This window comes from Acidovorax radicis (assembly GCF_020510705.1).
Taxonomy (GTDB): Bacteria; Pseudomonadota; Gammaproteobacteria; order Burkholderiales; family Burkholderiaceae_C; genus Acidovorax; species Acidovorax radicis_A.
Map to the genome: position 1 here is coordinate 3,979,232 of NZ_CP075184.1, position 16,429 is coordinate 3,995,660.

14 protein-coding genes are annotated in these 16,429 nt (G+C 62.0%); 3 read left to right on the top strand and 11 right to left on the bottom strand.

Features of this window, described 5'->3' with window-relative positions; all coding sequences use genetic code 11:
* Positions 1 to 41: 41 nt before the first annotated feature.
* The 3 genes from KI609_RS18185 to KI609_RS18195 all read right to left on the bottom strand — a co-directional run bounded on the left by KI609_RS18185 (position 42) and on the right by KI609_RS18195 (position 2,565).
* Positions 42 to 662, bottom strand: coding sequence for a DUF502 domain-containing protein (locus tag KI609_RS18185; RefSeq protein ID WP_226444954.1), 621 nt, complete (start codon positions 660 to 662; stop codon positions 42 to 44).
* A gap of 8 nt (positions 663 to 670) precedes the next feature.
* Complete coding sequence (locus KI609_RS18190) at positions 671 to 1,024, bottom strand: FmdB family zinc ribbon protein (RefSeq protein ID WP_226444955.1); 354 nt, start codon at positions 1,022 to 1,024, stop codon at positions 671 to 673.
* 89 nt (positions 1,025 to 1,113) lie between these two features.
* On the bottom strand, positions 1,114 to 2,565 hold the full coding sequence (locus KI609_RS18195; protein WP_226444956.1) for a sodium:solute symporter family protein: 1,452 nt from the start codon (positions 2,563 to 2,565) through the stop codon (positions 1,114 to 1,116).
* On the opposite strand from KI609_RS18195, the gene KI609_RS18200 reads away from it, so the two are divergent.
* Positions 2,549 to 2,818: a hypothetical protein gene (locus KI609_RS18200; RefSeq protein ID WP_226444957.1), complete on the top strand. Its 270-nt coding sequence runs from the start codon at positions 2,549 to 2,551 to the stop codon at positions 2,816 to 2,818. The two genes, KI609_RS18195 and KI609_RS18200, sit on opposite strands and share 17 nt — an antisense overlap.
* On the opposite strand, the gene ubiB is transcribed toward KI609_RS18200, so the two are convergent.
* The 8 genes from ubiB to serA form a co-directional block, all read right to left on the bottom strand.
* On the bottom strand, positions 2,784 to 4,349 hold the full coding sequence (gene ubiB / locus KI609_RS18205) for a ubiquinone biosynthesis regulatory protein kinase UbiB (protein WP_226444958.1): 1,566 nt from the start codon (positions 4,347 to 4,349) through the stop codon (positions 2,784 to 2,786). The genes KI609_RS18200 and ubiB overlap by 35 nt on opposite strands.
* The gene (locus tag KI609_RS18210) at positions 4,346 to 5,029 is read right to left on the bottom strand and encodes a hypothetical protein (protein WP_226444959.1); all 684 of its coding nucleotides are present in this window, start codon (positions 5,027 to 5,029) and stop codon (positions 4,346 to 4,348) included. The genes ubiB and KI609_RS18210 overlap by 4 nt, the downstream gene beginning before the upstream one ends.
* A gap of 348 nt (positions 5,030 to 5,377) precedes the next feature.
* The gene (locus KI609_RS18215) at positions 5,378 to 6,415 is read right to left on the bottom strand and encodes a Tim44 domain-containing protein (RefSeq protein WP_226444960.1); all 1,038 of its coding nucleotides are present in this window, start codon (positions 6,413 to 6,415) and stop codon (positions 5,378 to 5,380) included.
* 36 nt (positions 6,416 to 6,451) lie between these two features.
* Positions 6,452 to 7,183: a bifunctional demethylmenaquinone methyltransferase/2-methoxy-6-polyprenyl-1,4-benzoquinol methylase UbiE gene (ubiE, locus tag KI609_RS18220; RefSeq protein ID WP_226444961.1), complete on the bottom strand. Its 732-nt coding sequence runs from the start codon at positions 7,181 to 7,183 to the stop codon at positions 6,452 to 6,454.
* Between the two features lie 213 nt (positions 7,184 to 7,396).
* Positions 7,397 to 7,819: a gamma-butyrobetaine hydroxylase-like domain-containing protein gene (locus tag KI609_RS18225; RefSeq protein WP_226444962.1), complete on the bottom strand. Its 423-nt coding sequence runs from the start codon at positions 7,817 to 7,819 to the stop codon at positions 7,397 to 7,399.
* Between the two features lie 79 nt (positions 7,820 to 7,898).
* The gene (locus KI609_RS18230; RefSeq protein ID WP_226444963.1) at positions 7,899 to 8,339 is read right to left on the bottom strand and encodes an HIT family protein; all 441 of its coding nucleotides are present in this window, start codon (positions 8,337 to 8,339) and stop codon (positions 7,899 to 7,901) included.
* Between the two features lie 162 nt (positions 8,340 to 8,501).
* Positions 8,502 to 12,419, bottom strand: coding sequence for a DUF3683 domain-containing protein (locus KI609_RS18235; RefSeq protein ID WP_226444964.1), 3,918 nt, complete (start codon positions 12,417 to 12,419; stop codon positions 8,502 to 8,504).
* Between the two features lie 118 nt (positions 12,420 to 12,537).
* Positions 12,538 to 13,767 carry a phosphoglycerate dehydrogenase gene (serA, locus tag KI609_RS18240; protein ID WP_226444965.1) on the bottom strand — a complete coding sequence of 410 codons (1,230 nt, stop codon included), beginning with the start codon at positions 13,765 to 13,767 and terminating at the stop codon, positions 12,538 to 12,540.
* 290 nt (positions 13,768 to 14,057) lie between these two features.
* Here serA and ugpB point away from each other — a divergent pair, with 290 nt between their 5' ends.
* Both ugpB and ugpA read left to right on the top strand, forming a co-directional pair.
* A complete protein-coding gene (ugpB, locus tag KI609_RS18245) occupies positions 14,058 to 15,371 on the top strand; it encodes a sn-glycerol-3-phosphate ABC transporter substrate-binding protein UgpB (protein ID WP_226444966.1) in 1,314 nt (437 codons plus the stop codon).
* A 175-nt stretch (positions 15,372 to 15,546) separates the two neighbouring features.
* Entirely contained in the window at positions 15,547 to 16,428 is an 882-nt protein-coding gene (gene ugpA, locus KI609_RS18250; RefSeq protein ID WP_226444967.1) for a sn-glycerol-3-phosphate ABC transporter permease UgpA, read from the top strand.
* Position 16,429: the final 1 nt, after the last annotated feature.

Consider the following 16,429-nt stretch of genomic DNA (forward strand, 5'->3'; position numbering starts at 1 on the left):
AGAAACTTCCAGCGCCGCAGTGGCGCGTTAAAAGGGTTCAATTACTTGGGAGAAATGAGCGTGGGGTCCGCCGGAGCGACCACACCCATCGAAACAATGTATTTGAGCGCGGAGTCCACGCTCATCTCAAGCTCTACGCAATCGCTCTTGCGCAGCATCACGAAGTACCCGCCCGTGGGGTTGGGGGTGGTGGGCACATACACGCTGACGAACTCGTCGCGCAGATACGCGGCGACCTCACCGTTGGGAGCACCGGTGACAAAAGCCACGGTCCACACCCCCTCGCGCGGCCACTGCACCAGCACGGCCTTGCGAAAGGCATTGCCGCTTTCGGAGAACAGCGTGTCCGATACCTGTTTGACGCTGGAATAGATGGAGCGCACCACCGGGATCCGGCTGACCAGTGCATCGCCCCACTGCACCAGCTTGCGGCCCGCAAAATTGCTGGCAATGCCACCCACCACCAGCAAAATCAACAGCGTTAAAAGCACGCCAAACCCCGGGATGTGAAAGCCCAGCAGTTTGTCGGGCTGCCATGCGCCAGGCAGGATCTGCAGCGTCTGGTCGAGCGTGCCCACAATCCAGTTGAGCACCCACGCCGTGATGACGCCCGGCACGATCACCAAAAGACCCGTCAACAGCCATTTGCGCACGGAAGCCATGGGGTGGTTCAACTTGAGGATGTAGATGAGGAAGAAGAAGTGTTGCCTGCGCTGGATGTACCTGCGCTGGCAGCTTCTTTTTTAGGAGCATCGCCCGAACTGGCAGGCGCTGCGGCTTCGCTCTTGGACGCCGGCTTGGAGTCGCCGGAAGGGCTCGCTGCCCCCCCGGTATTGCTGCTGCCACCCCGAAAATCGGTCACGTACCAGCCAGACCCCTTGAGCTGAAAGCCGGCAGCGGTGATCTGCTTGGTGAATGCCTCGGCCCCACAGGCGGGGCAGACCGTGAGCGGTGCGTCGGAGATTTTTTGCAGCACATCCTTGGCATGGCCGCAGGAGCCGCATTTGTAGGCGTAAATAGGCATGTCAGAGTGTTGAGCAAACGTGCAAAACCTTTAATTATAGGCGGCTGCGCCATCCCCGCCGCTGGCGCTACCCGGGCAGGCCACGGCCCTCAACCGGCGCTGCCCTCGTAGTGGGTCACGTGCCCCTTGTGGTCGTCAATCCACTGTGGCGCCAGCGAACCGGCAACCATGCCAACCAGCGCCGCCAGCACGCCAGCCAGTTGCTGAGGAAATGCCTCTGCCAACATCGGGCTGGCCACAAACAGCAACCACACACCGAGCCCCATGCTCACAGCCATCAAAGCCCCCTGGGTGGTAGCGCGTTTCCAGTACAAACCGAACACCAGCGGCACAAAGGCCCCCACCAACGGCACCTGGTAAGCACCTGAAACCAATTCATAAATCGAGGTGCCTTGCATGGTGATGGCATACGTGAGCACGCAGCCGGTAAAAGCCAGCACAGAGATCCGCATTGCTCTCAAGGTCTGCTGGTCGGTCATTCCAGGGCGCAGGTTGTGCAGGATGTTCTCTACAAAAGTGGTGGAAGGCGCCAGCAGCGTGGCCGACGCGGTGGACATAATGGCCGACAGCAGCGCGCCGAAAAATGCCACCTGCAGCATGAGCGGCATGCGCTCCATCACCAGGGTGGGCAGAACCTTTTGCGGGTCGTCCTTGAGCAAGGCCTGCGCCGTTTCGGGCATGACCATCACCGCTGCAGTGACCACGAACATCGGGATGAACGCGAACAACAGGTATAGCATCCCGCCAATCACAGGGCCTTTGCGTGCAGTCTCGGCGCTGTTGGAGGACATCACACGCTGAAACACGTCCTGCTGCGGGATCGAACCCAACATCATCGTGATGGCGGCAGCGAAAAAGAAGGTCCAATCTTTGACGCCCCCTTCTGGAAAAAAGTGGAACTTGCCTTCACGCGCTGCAAACGCCATCACCTTGCCAGCCCCGCCCGCCAGATCGGCGGCGTACCAGGCAATGGCGATCAGCCCCAGGCCAATCACGATCATCTGGAAAAAATCGGTCATGGCCACCGACCACATACCACCATACAAGGTGTAGACCAACACAATCAGGGTGCCGATGATCATGCCCATCGTGACCGACACCGCGCCCTGCGTGAGCAAGTTGAACACCAGGCCCAGCGCCGTGATCTGTGCGGCCACCCAGCCGAGGTAGCTGAACATGATGATGGCCGAACACGACACCTCAATCACGCGTCCATAGCGCTGGCGGTAATAGTCGCCCAGCGTGATGAGGTTCTTCTGGTATAGCTTGTAGGCAAAAAAGAGGCCCACGAGCACCAGACACATGGAGGCCCCAAACGGGTCTTCCACCACAGCGCCCAGCCCTCCATCCACAAACCGGGCGGACACGCCCAACACCGTTTCAGAGCCAAACCAGGTGGCAAACGTGGTGGCGATCACCACCGCCAGCGGCAGACTGCGCCCGGCCACCGCATAGTCGGCGGTGTTGTGCACACGGGTCGCGGCATAAAGGCCGACACCGATGGAAACCATCAGATACAGAACGATGAATGACAACAACATGGCGCTGCTCCGAAGCTGCAGAACGGGGTGCAAAGAAAATCGGGGCGCGCAACGCCTTTTTCAGGCACTGGCGACGGCCGCCAAGGACACAAAGCGCCCCTTGGCCGCACCCCATGAGTTAAAAAATGTTGCCGCGCATTATGAAGGCAACCTTCACGCCGTTGACCCTGCAGCAAACGGCGCCGTCTATCCGTCCGGTGGCTCTGGCCCGCAGGCGCTCAGAAAATGCGGATCCGCACGAAAAGCTGCATGACCAGAAGGCCCAGCACAAACCCCACACCGCCATAAATGATGGACTGCAGCAGGCGGTTGGTGCGTTTTTGCGCCTCCAGCAAATCGCGCAGGACGTTTTGTTGATCCGCAGGACGGCGGCGCAATGCGTCATAGATCAGCCGTGGCAGCTCGGGGAGCATCTTGGCGTAATGCGGCGCCTCGGCGCGCAGCTCGCGCCACACCCGCTGCGGCCCCATTTGCTCCAGCATCCATTTTTCAAGGAACGGCTTGGCGGTGCTCCACAGGTCGAGCTCCGGGTCAAGCTGGCGGCCCAGACCTTCGATGTTGAGCAGGGTTTTTTGCAGCAGTACCAGCTGGGGCTGGATCTCCACCTGAAAGCGCCGGGACGTCTGGAACAGGCGCATGAGCACCATGCCCAGCGAGATTTCCTTGAGCGGCCGGTCGAAATAAGGCTCGCACACCGCGCGAATGGCCGACTCCAGATCGTTGGCGCGCGTCTCGGGGGGGACCCAGCCACTTTCGATGTGCAGCTCGGCCACGCGCTTGTAATCGCGGCGAAAAAACGCCACGAAGTTTTGCGCCAGGTATTCCTTGTCGGACTCGGTAAGCGTGCCCACGATGCCGAAATCGAGCGAGATGTAGCGCCCGAACGTTGCGGGCTCCAGGCTCACCTGGATGTTGCCCGGGTGCATGTCGGCATGAAAAAACCCGTCGCGAAACACCTGGGTGAAGAAAATCGTCACCCCGTCGCGCGCCAGCTTCGGGATGTCCACCCCTGCGTTGCGCAGGCGCTCGACCTGGCTGATAGGCACGCCGTTCATGCGCTGCATCACCATGACCTCGTGGTGGCAGAAGTCCCAGAAGATCTCGGGGATCAGCACCAGATCAAGACCCTGCATGTTGCGGCGCAGCTGCGCGGCGTTGGCGGCCTCGCGCACCAGGTCCAGCTCGTCGTGCAGGTAGTTGTCGAACTCGGCCACCACCTCGCGTGGCTTGAGGCGCTTGCCGTCGGCCGAAAGGCTTTCGACCCATCCGGCCATCAGGCGCATGAGGCTCAGGTCTTTCTCGATCACCGGCAGCATGCCGGGGCGCAATACCTTGACCGCGACTTCCCGCGCGATGCCCTGGCGGTCTAGCAAGGTGGCGAAATGCACTTGCGCAATCGATGCGCTGGCCACAGGGACGCGGTCAAACGACGTGAACACCTCGTCCACCGGCCGGCGAAATGCACGCTCGATGGTGGCAATGGCGATGTTGGGGTCAAACGGGGGAACCCTGTCCTGCAGATGGGCCAGCTCGTCGGCAATGTCCGGGGGCAGCAGGTCGCGCCGGGTGGACAGCACCTGGCCAAACTTCACGAAGATGGGGCCCAGGCGCTCCAGCGCTTCACGCAGGCGCTGTCCGCGCGGAGCATCCAGATTGCGCCCCACCGACACGATGCGCGAAATGATCCGCAGCCAAGGCTTCTGAAAGCTGTCGAGTACCAGGCCATCCAGGCCAAACCGAAACACCACCCACAGGATGGCGGCCCCCCGGACAATGCGCTTCATGCGTCGGCCCGGTCGGCGCCGCCAGTCGGTGACAACGGCGCCGAAGCGGCAGATATGTCGACGCGGGGTGCGGCAGCAGGGGCCGCAAAGGGCGCGGGCGTGGCAGGCACAAATGGAGCAGGGGATGGGGCCGGCGCAGGCGCCACATCGTTTGCCGCCATGCGAGACCCTACAAACTGGCGCAGGGCCTGCGCAGCGCGGCCCGCCAGCTGCGCCACCGTGTGTGCCGGGGCATCACCAATCACACGCGCAAGATCGTCCTCCACATCCCAGCGCACGTGATCCACCAGCCAGTTGATTTCTGCGGCCAGTTGCACATCGCCTTCAATGCGGATGGCGGGTTTATCGCCACGCAGCACGTCCTGAGCGAGGGTGAAGGGAGAGGTCTGCGTCACTTCCAGCCGCAGGTCGGGTGTTGCGGTGTCAGGCGACACATTGAACAGGCCTGCGGGCGTAACAACCAACGCCAGCGAATACGCTCGCCACTGCACACGCGCAACGCGGCCCTTTTGCCGCACCAGGCGGTCCATGGCCTCTTTCTCCTGCATCAGGACATGGTTGAGAAACAGCACCATACGCTGCTGCACTTCATGCACCAGCCATTGTGGAGGTTGAGGGCCAGCGGCCACGCGCTCAAAGATGCCGTCCAGGAAAGAGAAAGGGGACTGTGGTGTTGCCATAGTCCCCGATTATTCCCTGAACTCGAATGCCCCTGACGCAGGGGGCCCAGTCTTTAGAACGTGGTCACGATCTCCCAGAGGCCGCGCAGCGGTCTTTGCGGGATGGGATGCAAGGCGCGGAGCGCAGTGGATAGCCAGCTATCCACCCAGCTATCCACAAGCGCCGCAACGCAGCAGACCGCCCGCAAAGACCACTGCCCGAAGGGTTGGAGCGAAATCGGGCCGATGAATTTGGAGATTTTGACGCCCCGGCTGCTTGCATGGGCATGAGCCCATGCGGCGCACCCGAAGCATCCACTCATCCCGATTGCGCTCCAACGCGGCTCCTGCGAGATCGTGAACACGTTCTTACTGCAGAGCCTGCACGCCTGCCACCAGCCAGCCCGAAGGACCGGTCTTGGGTTTGGTCATGTTCCAGACCTCGCGGAAGGGGCTTGGGCCCGCCGAAGGCTCCTCGCGGATCATGCCGGAGAACTCGACGCTGGCCATGTAGCCGTCGCCCAGGTCCTCGATACCCAACAGCTGTGCCTCGATCATGACCACATCAGTGTGGTTGGGCTGCGCACCCCGATGGGCTTCGCGCTCGGTCAGCTGGGTGCGGATCTCGTCCAGCATGCTGTCGGTCATCATGGAGCGCAAAGTGCCGATGTCAGAGCGGTCCCAGGCTGCCTGCAATGTGACGAAATTACGCTTGGCGGCAGTCAGGAAACCTTCCGCGTCAAAACCATCGGGCACGCCCCAGTTCTGCGAGCCCGACAACCCCGATCCAATCACCAGTCCGGCGCCTGCACCACCTTGTGCGGCACGTGTGGCATCAAACGCCATGCTGCTGCGCTCCCAGGGGCGCGCCGAAGCATCGTTGCCCACATTGTTGGGGCTGTACTGCGGGGGAACCTGCGCCGCTGCGGGCGTGGTGGCACCGGCTGCGGCCCCTTGAAAGGCGAAGGGGGATCCGCCCGCGCCTGCCCCGGCACCGCTGGCGGCACCATTGCGCGCGCGCATCACCATCCGGAAGATGGCAAACGCGGCCACCGCCAGCAAGATCATCATCAGCATGTTGCCAAACCCGGCGCCCAGGCCGAGCGAACTCGCCAGCCATGCCAAGCCCAGACCGGCAGCCAGGCCGCCCAGCATGGCGCCCCAAGGCTTCTTGGGTGCCGCAGCTGCAGCGCCCGCAGGGTTGGCGGTCGCTGGTTTGGCTGCGGCAGAGTTGGTGACATTTTGAGCGGGGGCGCCGGGTGCTGCGGACGGCGTTGCCGACTCGCGCTGGGTCACGTTGCTCGACTGTCGGCCCACCGATTTGCCGCCACCCATTCGCCGGGCTTCGGCATCGAAATGCACGACCGCAAGCATTGCCACCAACACCACCGACCACAGTTTCATCATGACTTTTTCGTCTCCGTTAATGACCGAGCGATACGCTCAGCACTTGATTCCAACATGCAAAGCCGCTATGCCGCCAGTCATGTTGTGATAGTCCACATGGCCAAAGCCACTTTGCTGCATGAGGGTTTTGAGCTCTTCCTGGCTCGGGTGCATCCGAATGGACTCGGCCAGATAGCGATAGCTGGCGTCATCGCCCGCCACCAGCTTGCCCAGCCGGGGCAGCACCTTGAAGGAATACCAGTCGTAGACCTTCTCCAGCGGTTTGGCGATCTTTGAGAATTCCAGCACCAAGAGCTTGCCACCGGGCTTGAGCACGCGGCACATCTCCGCAAGGGCCTTGTCTTTGTGGGTCATGTTGCGCAGGCCAAAGGCCACGCTCACCACATCGAAATGGGCATCGGGGAACGGCAGCTTTTCGGCGTCGCACACCAGCGTGGGCAACACCACACCTTCGTTGATGAGCCGGTCACGGCCCACACGCAGCATGGCTTCATTGATGTCGGTGTGCACCACGCGGCCCGATGCGCCCACCTTCTTGGAGAACGCCAGCGCCAGGTCACCCGTGCCGCCTGCGATGTCGAGCACCTGGCTGCCTTCGCTCAGGTTGGCCACCATCACCGTATAGGCCTTCCAGGCACGGTGCAGGCCTGCCGACATGAGGTCGTTCATCACGTCGTATTTGGATGCCACCGAGTCGAAAACGCCGCGAACGCGCCGCGCCTTTTCTTGCTCGTCCACCGACTGAAAACCAAAATGCGTAGTGCTCATAGAAACATGCTAGGCGCGCGAGCGCCAGAGGTACAGCGACAACCCCGCACCGGATTGGGGCATGTGTCGCAATTTGAACGAAGCTATCAGAACAAAAACACCCGCCAGCGCTTATATATATTACGCCAACAGCTATATATTCAATAGCATATTGAACCACGGGGACTGCGGGCAAATTCTGCGCCTGGCCCGGCATGCGCCCCGCCAGCAGCCTCAGTGGCTCCCACAGGCATGGCCCCCTGCCCCACCTTTTGGCGCCATGGGCGCATCGCGGTCGGCACCGGCGGCGGCCAGCCGCCCGGTGTACTGCGCCCACAGCGCATCCTGCTGCTGGCCCAGTTCGTAGAGGTAGTCCCAGGTGAAGATGCCGCTGTCATGCCCGTCCGAAAACGTGGGCTTGACGGCATAGTTGCCCACCGGCTCCAGGTTGACCAGCGTCACATTGCGCTTGCCCGTCTGCAGCACCTCTTGCCCCGGGCCGTGGCCCTGCACTTCAGCCGACGGCGAATACACGCGCATCAGCTCAAACGGGATGCGGAACGTGGTGCCATCCGAAAAGCCCACCTCCAGCACGCGCGACTGTTCATGCACCGTCAGGGCCTGCGGCGTGGGCGCACCCACTTTCAAACCTGCCATGGAATCACCTTGAGAAAACTGTTGTCAGAAACGACGGCTGCCGTTGTCCCACCCGCCTCGGCACACGCTGCCAGCAAGGTTACCCGGTCGCCCACTGCGCCAGCTGGGACTGCAAGTGCGCCTCCAGCGCTGGCAACAGAGCCTGCACAGCGGCCTCTTGCGCTGCCGGACTGGTCCGCTGCGCCGCCGCCCAGACCGGCGCCGGAAAATGGCTGTCCCAGTCAAAGCGTGCAATCACATGCCAGTGCAGGTGCGGCACCATGTTGCCCAAGGCCGCCAGGTTGATTTTGGTGGGCGCCAGGTGCTGGCGCAGCGCCTGCTCCACCACGGCAACGGCCTCCATACACCACTGGCGGTCGCTGGCATTCAGGTCGGAGAACTCGGCAACGTGGGCGTTCCACACCACACGGTAGAAGGCGGGAAAACCCGCTTCATCGGCCCGGATGACGCGCAATTTTTCACCGCGCCAGACCAGCTGTCCACCGTCTTCAGCGCACAAAGGACAAATTGGTTGCACCATTTCAATGGCCTATGGCGCCGATCAAGGCCCATAACGCGTGAGCCTGGCGTGGCCAAAAGTCAGGGACGCCGAGCAAGGGCCGCCCCGCAGCGAGGGCGTCGTTCCCCTCCCGCGCAGCGAGAGAGGAGGAGGGAGCGAAGCGACTCAGGGGGAGCTTCATGGCTACACCAGCACGCGCTCGATGCCGCCGTTGTTGGCACGCTGCACGTATTCGGGCAACCAGTTCTCACCCAAGAGCTGATTGGCCATTTCGATGACGATGTAGTCGGCCTCCAGCAGACCGTTCTGCAGATCGTCCTCATAGCGCTTGAGGCCTTGCAGACAGCTGGGGCAGCTGGTGAGGATTTTCACATTGGCCTGCTCGGAAACGCTGCCGTTGGCGCGCAGCTGGGCTTCGCCCTTCCTGATTTCTTCTTCCTTGCGAAAACGCACCTGGGTCGAAATGTCGGGGCGGGTGACGCCCAGCGTGCCGGACTCTCCACAGCAGCGCTCGCTTTTGATCACGTTGTCGCCAACGAGCGCCTTGACGGTTTTCATCGAATCGCCCAGCTTCATGGGGTTGTGGCAAGGCTCGTGGTACAGGTAACCGCCCTGGCCACCAGGCAGCGTGATGCCTTTCTCCAGCAGGTATTCGTGGATGTCGATGATGCGGCTGCCAGGGAAGATCTTGTCGAACTCGTAGCCCTGCAGCTGGTCGTAGCAGGTGCCGCAGCTCACTACCACCGTCTTGATGTCCAGGTAGTTCAGCGTGGTGGCCACGCGGTGGAAGAGCACCCGGTTGTCGGTGATCATCTTGTCGGCCTTGTCAAACTGCCCGCTGCCGCGCTGCGGGTAGCCGCAGCACAGGTAACCCGGTGGCAACACGGTCTGCACGCCGGCATGCCACAGCATGGCCTGCGTGGCCAGGCCCACCTGACTGAACAAGCGCTCGGAGCCGCAGCCGGGGAAGTAGAACACCGCCTCGGTCTCGGCCGTGGTGGCCTGCGGGTTGCGGATGATCGGGACGTAGTCCTTGTCCTCGATGTCGAGCAACGCACGCGCGGTGCGCTTGGGCAGGCCGCCGGGCAGCTTCTTGTTGATGAAGTGGATCACCTGCTCCTTCACGGGCGCAGTGCCCACCGTGGCGGGCGGGTGTGCGGTCTGCTTGCGGCTCACCTTGCGCAGGATGTCCACCGCCATACGCTGGGCCTTGAAACCCACGTTCACCATGGCCGAGCGCAGCAGCTTGATGGTGTCCGGGTTGGTGGCGTTGAGCATGGCCATGGCCAGGGCATTGCCCGGGCGCCAGCTCTTCTTGCCCATCTTGCGCAGCAGGTTGCGCATGTTCATGGTGACGTCGCCGAAGTCGATCTTCACCGGGCAGGGGTTGTAGCACTTGTGGCACACGGTGCAGTGGTCGGAGACGTCCTCAAACTCCTGCCAGTGTTTGATGGAGACGCCGCGGCGCGTCTGCTCTTCGTACAAAAATGCCTCGACCAGCAGCGAGGTCGCCAGGATCTTGTTGCGCGGGCTGTACAGCAGGTTCGCGCGTGGCACATGGGTGGCGCACACTGGCTTGCACTTGCCGCAGCGCAGGCAGTCCTTCACCGAGTCGGCAATGGCGCCGATATCGCTCTGCTGCATGATCAGTGACTCATGGCCCATCAGCCCGAAGCTCGGCGTGTAGGCGTTGGTCAAATCGGCATGCAACAGGGGTTTTGAAGCCAAATTGGCCTCTAGCGCTTGTCCACCAAGCGCTGGAAGCTCCTGATTTCGGAGCAACTTGCCTTTATTGAAGCGTCCGTCCGGGTCCACCTTCTGCTTGTATTGGGCGAACGGGCGCAGTTCATCGTCAGTCAAGAACTCCAGCTTGGTGATGCCAATGCCGTGTTCGCCCGAGATCACGCCGTCCAGGCTGCGGGCCAGCACCATGATGCGTTCGACCGCCTGGTGCGCGGTCTGCAGCATTTCGTAGTCGTCGCTATTGACCGGCAAATTGGTGTGCACATTGCCATCACCCGCGTGCATGTGCAGCGCCACCCACACGCGGCCCTTGAGCACGCGCTTGTGGATGGACGTGACCTCGTCGAGCAAGGGCTTGAAGGCTGCGCCCGCAAAGATGGTCTGCAGCGGCGCACGCAGCTGGGTTTTCCAGCTGGCGCGCAGGGTGTGGTCCTGCAGTTGCGGGAACAGCGTTTCCACGTTTTGCAGCCAGCCTGACCACAACACACGCACATCTTCCACCAGGGCAAGGGCCTGCGCCACGCGGTCTTCCAGCAGCTCGGCCGACGGGATCTCGCTCGCGTCGTCTTGTTTGCCCAGCGGCAGGTTGCCACGTTCAAAAAAGTCGGTGAGCGCGTCACACAGCTTGATCTTGTTGCGCAGCGACAGCTCGATGTTGATGCGCTCGATGCCGTCGGTGTATTCGGCCATGCGCGGCAGCGGAATCACCACGTCTTCGTTGATCTTGAAGGCGTTGGTATGCCGGCTGATGGCCGCCGTGCGCTTGCGGTCGAGCCAGAACTTCTTGCGCGCCTCGGGGCTGATGGCGACAAAGCCTTCGCCGCTGCGCGAGTTGGCGATGCGCACCACCTCGCTGGTCACGCGCGCCACATCGTCGGCGTTGTCGCCCGCGATATCGCCGAACAGCACCATCTTGGGCAGGCCGCCGCCGTGCTTCTTGCTCTTGGTGGCGTAGCCCACGGCTTTCAGGTAGCGGTCGTCCAGATGCTCCAGGCCGGCCAGCAGCACACCGCTGCGCTTTTGCTCGGCGAACATGAAGTCCTTGATTTCCACAATGCTGGGCACGGCGTCCTTGGCATTGCCAAAGAACTCCAGGCACACGGTGCGCGTGTGCTCGGGCATGCGGTGCACCACCCAGCGCGCGCTGGTGATGAGGCCGTCGCAGCCCTCCTTCTGGATGCCAGGCAGGCCCGACAGGAACTTGTCCGTCACGTCCTTGCCCAGGCCCTCCTTGCGGAAGGTCTTGCCCGGAATGTCCAGGCGCTCGGTGCGAATGGGCGTTTTGCCGTCGGCCTCGAAATACTGCAGTTCGAAGCAGGCCATCTCGGCATCGTGGATCTTGCCCATGTTGTGATCCAGGCGCGTGACTTCGAGCCACTGCGCCTCGGGCGTCACCATGCGCCAGCTGGCCAGGTTATCCAGCGCGGTGCCCCACAGCACGGCCTTCTTGCCACCGGCGTTCATCGCAATGTTGCCGCCGATGCACGAGGCCTCGGCACTGGTCGGGTCCACCGCAAACACAAACCCCGCGCGCTCGGCCGCATCGGCCACGCGCTGGGTGACCACACCGGCTTCGGTCCACACGGAGCCGACTTCGCGGTCCATGCCCGGCAGGCGGCGCATTTCCACCTCGGTCATGGCTTCGAGCTTTTCGGTGTTGATGACCGCGCTGTTCCAGGTCAGCGGAATGGCGCCGCCCGTATAGCCCGTGCCACCCCCACGCGGGATGATGGTCATGCCCAGGTCGATACACCCTTTGACCAGACCGGCCATCTCGGCCTCGGTATCGGGGGTGAGCACGACGAAGGGGTATTCCACGCGCCAGTCGGTGGCGTCAGTGACGTGCGAGACCCGCGAGAGGCCGTCGAACTTGATGTTGTCCTTGGCCGTGAGGCGGCCCAGCGTTTTGTGGATCTGGCGGCGCAGTTGCGCGGCCCGCTCGAACGCAGCGTTGAAATGCTCCACCGCGCCACGCGCAGCCACCACCAGCTCGCCCACCAGGCGGTCGCGCCCGGCGTCGTCGTCGGGCGTGCGGCGTTTGTCGATCTCGGCGAGGCGGTGTTGCAGGGCATCCACCAGCAGCTTGCGGCGCGCGGGGTTGTCCAGCAGGTCGTCTTGCAGGTAGGGATTGCGCTGCACCACCCAGATGTCGCCCAGCACCTCATAAAGCATGCGCGCGGAGCGGCCCGTGCGGCGTTCTGTGCGCAACTGGTCGAGCACATCCCACGCGGGCAATCCCAGCAGGCGGATCACGATCTCCCGGTCGGAGAACGAAGTGTAGTTATAGGGAATCTCGCGCAGACGCGCAGGCTCGGCAGCCTGCGCCTGCAAGGCAGCCAACACTATCGGAACATTCATGGGGGATCTACCTGGGTTGGGCGCTGCGCGCCCATGACTCGGGGGCGTGATTTTATGACACCCGTCTGCCGTCTGCCCGGTGCGGGCCAGGAAGGCCCGCACCCGCTGGGCTGAGCGCTTAGAACAACACCCGCGTGCGCAACGTGCCAACCACCTTCGCCAGCTTGTCCAGCGCGAGATCGGACGAGGCGGCATCGATGTCGATCACCACGTAGCCCACCGCCTCGTTGGTCTGCAGATACTGGGCGGCGATATTGATGTGGTTGTCTGAAAAAATCTGGTTAATTTGCGACAACACGCCCGGCACGTTGCGGTGAATGTGCAGCAGGCGGTGTTTGCCAGGGTGTGCGGGCAACGCCACTTCAGGGAAGTTGACCGACGAGGTGCTGGTGCCGTTGTCGCTGTATTTCACGAGCTTCTCCGCCACTTCCAGGCCGATGTTGGCCTGCGCTTCCATGGTGGAACCGCCGATGTGGGGGGTGAGAATCACGTTGTCCAGCCCGCGCAGGGGCGACAGGAACTCATCTTTGTTGCTGCGTGGCTCCACCGGGAACACGTCGATGGCGGCGCCCAGCAGCTTCTTGGCCTTGAGCGCATCGGCCAGGGCCGCGATATCGACCACCGTGCCACGCGCGGCGTTGATCAGGATGCCGTCGGGTTTCATGGCGGCGATCTCGGCGGCGCCGATCATCCCTTCGGTGGACGGCAGCTCGGGCACATGCAGACTCACGATGTCGCTCTGGCCAAGCAGATCGTGCAGATGCTGCACCTGGCGGGCATTGCCCAGCGGCAGCTTGTTGACCACGTCAAAAAACGCCACATGCATGCCCAGGGCTTCGGCCAGCACCGACAGCTGGGTGCCGATCGAGCCATACCCTACGATGCCCAGGGTCTTGCCACGAATCTCATACGCGTTGTCGGCCGACTTGAGCCAACCGCCGCGGTGCGCCACTGCGTTTTTCTCGGGGATGCCGCGCAACAGCAAGATGGCCTCGGCCAGCACCAGCTCGGCCACCGAGCGGGTGTTGGAATACGGCGCATTGAACACCGCAATACCACGCTCGCGGGCCGCGTTGAGGTTCACCTGATTGGTGCCGATGCAAAAGCAGCCCACCGCCACCAGTTTGTGAGCCTGGGCAAAAACCTCTTCGGTCAACTGCGTGCGCGAACGAATGCCGACAAAGTGCACGTCGGCAATCTTGCGTTTGAGTTCTTCATCAGGCAACGCGCCCTGCACTGTCTCGATCTGGGTGTAGCCCGCACCGCGAATCACATCCACCGCAGAGGAATGGATGCCCTCAAGCAACAAAAATTTGATCTTGTTCTTGTCCAGCGAATTGGTGGTCATGGCAGTTCTGAGGTTCAGTAAAAAGACAGGGTGGCGTTACAAACAGGCCGCCCGGCGAAGTGGCAGATGCCACTATGCACCAAGCATGGTGCATCGCACAAAACCTTGCAGCACTCGGCAAATGGTTAAAACATTGTCACAAAAGAGTCACAATTACACCCCTTGGGAATCCCCACGGGGTTTCCCCCGTTGTTACAGACGTCCGCGCTGTGCGACAACGACACACTCTCGTCACAAAAGCTGACTAAGGTCCGGCTCTTGTGCATTTCGTCATTCTTGGAGATTCATACATGCAATTCAAGCATCTGGCGCTCGCTGCGGCCGTCGCTCTTTCTGTCTGTGCGCCTGCTCAAGCACAGGCACCGGTCGAGATCCAGTGGTGGCACTCGATGAGCTCTGCGCTCGGCGACTGGGTCAACGACCTGGCCAAGCAATACAACGCCAGCCAGACCAAATACAAAGTGGTGCCCACCTACAAGGGCTCGTATGACGAATCCATGACGGGCGCCATTGCCGCCTTCCGTGCGGGCAACGCCCCTCACATCCTGCAGGTGTTTGAAGTAGGCACCGCCACCATGATGGCCAGCAAAGGCGCCATCGTGCCCGTCGCCAAGGTGCTCAACGACGGCGGCTTCAAGTTCGACCCCACCCAATACGTATCGGCCGTGGCCGGCTACTACACGGCACCCAACGGCCAGATGCTGAGCTACCCGCTCAACAGCTCCACGACGGTGTTCTACTACAACAAGGACGCCTTCAAGAAGGCGGGCCTCGATGCCGAGAAGCCGCCCAAGACCTGGCCCGAAGTGTTTGCCGCAGCCTCCAAGCTGAAGGCCAGCGGCCATAGCTGCCCATTTACCACCAGCTGGATCAGCTGGACACAACTGGAAAGCTTCTCGCTGTGGCACAACACGCTGTTCGCATCCAAGAACAACGGGTTTGATGGCAACGACGCCCAGCTGATGATCAACACGCCGCTGCATGTGCGCCACTTTGAGAACCTGGCCAAGGCATCCAAGGAAGGCAGCTTTGTCTACAAGGGTCGCGCCAACGCGCCCGACGCATCGTTCCCCTCGGGCGAATGCGCCATGATCACCGGGTCCGCCGGCCTGTATGCCCGCGTTGCCAAAGAGGCCAAGTTCGCCTACGGCATCTCGACGCTGCCGTACTACCCCGACGTGAAGGGTGCGCCCCAGAACACCGCCATCGGTGGCGCCAGCCTGTGGGTGATGTCCGGTAAGAAGCCTGAAGAGTACAAGGGCGTGGCCGACTTCCTGAACTTCCTGAACGACACCAAGATCCAGGCCGCCAGCCACCAGCGCACGGGCTACCTGCCTGTGACGACGGCAGCCTACAAGCTGACGGAGGCCTCCGGCTTCTACGAAAAGCACCCTGGCACCGATGTGGCCGTGACGCAGATGATCCGCAAGGCCACCGATAAGTCGCGCGGCATCCGCCTGGGCAACTTCGTGCAGATTCGCACCATCATCGACGAAGAAACTGAACAGATCTGGGCGGGCAAGAAGACCCCCAAGGAAGCTTTGGACACCGCCGTCACCCGCGGCAACGAGCAACTGGCACGCTTCGCACGCGCCAACAAGTAAGCACTGACAAGCCTCTGTTGGTGTCGCCCGCACTTTGGTGCGGGTGACATCTCAAGCCCGCCGCCCCGTAAACCACCCGGTTTACTGGGGCGGCGGGTTGTCTTTTTGGCCGCCGGGCCTTTACCCGGCTTTTTGTGGGCACACCAAGCACACAACACGCTCTAAGAGTCTGGACATGGAAAAACGCGTTCTCTTTCGCTCTGCGTGGCTACCCTGGGTGCTTTTGGCACCTCAGTTAGCCATCATCAGCGTTTTCTTTTTCTGGCCTGCGGGCCAGGCCCTGGTGCAGTCGTTTCAGATGCAGGACACCTTTGGCTTCTCCCGGGAGTGGGTGGGCTTTGACAACTTCCGAAATCTGTTCTCAGACCCGGGCTACCTGGCATCCTTCAAGACCACGGCGTTCTTCTCCATCCTGGTGGCCACCAGCGGCATCGGGCTGTCGCTGATCCTGGCCATCTTTGCCGACCGCATCGTCAAAGGTGCGCTGGCCTACAAAACGGCGCTCCTGCTGCCTTATGCAGTCGCCCCGGCCGTGGCTGGCGTGTTGTGGATGTTCATGTTCTCGCCCTCTCTCGGGGTGGTGGCCTACATGCTGCGCCAGTCGGGCTTTGACTGGAACCACATGCTCAACTCCAACCACGCGATGACGCTCATCGTGGTGGCAGCGGTGTGGAAGCAGATTTCCTACAATTTCCTGTTCTTTCTGGCGGGTCTGCAGTCCATTCCCAAATCGCTCATTGAAGCGGCCGCCATTGATGGTGCCGGCCCATGGCGGCGCTTTTGGAGCATCCAGTTCCCGCTGCTCTCGCCCACCACGTTCTTTTTGCTGGTGATCAACGTGGTGTATGCGTTCTTCGACACCTTCGCCATCATCGACTCGACCACCCAGGGCGGCCCTGGGCGCGATACGTCCATCCTGGTTTACAAGGTGTATTACGACGGCTTCAAGGCCATGGACATGGGTGGCTCGGCCGCGCAGTCGGTGGTGCTGATGGCGATCGTGGTGGTGCTCACCGTGATCCAGTTCCGCTACGTTGAGAAGAAAGTGCAGTACTGAA